Annotated in this window: 1 protein-coding gene; it reads right to left on the minus strand. The window is 35.4% G+C overall.

Annotation, left to right across the window (positions count from 1 at the left end):
* Positions 1-232: 232 nt before the first annotated feature.
* Positions 233-441 (minus strand): hypothetical protein (locus tag CHM34_RS18485; RefSeq protein WP_169713837.1); only part of this gene is annotated, 209 nt, incomplete at its 5' end.

Genomic DNA, 441 nt, shown 5'->3' on the forward strand with positions numbered 1-441 from the left:
CAATAGAAGCTTGCAACTCGATGATTAAACAAAACTTTTAGTTACTCCTGACCTAGCTTGGTAAGGTTTTCAACCGACTTTCCTCAGTAGATGCAACTCGGCAAAAGATACGCTTTCTTTGATCCTTGTGTATCTAGAATAGTGATTTGATCATTTTTCTTTGTTTTATTTTGGATTGGAACTTCTTGAGATATTACTTAGAAAATGCAGTTCCATATCCTTATTTATGGATCTAATTGGAATTGATGGAGTCTCTCACTTCTTGAGTGGCATTGCCATCATTTGAACTATCTTGCTCGGTAGATTTTGGAATACACTGTTGCCTCATTTGCTTTTGAATGTTATCAGCTTTAGTTTTCTTTTCATCTTCGACTCTTCCTATGTTCATGCAGTTTTTAGCTATATGTCCAAGCTTAGTGCATGTATAACACCTTACAATAG

It is taken from the genome of Paludifilum halophilum (assembly GCF_002245355.1).
Lineage (GTDB): Bacteria > Bacillota > Bacilli > Thermoactinomycetales > DSM-45169 > Paludifilum > Paludifilum halophilum.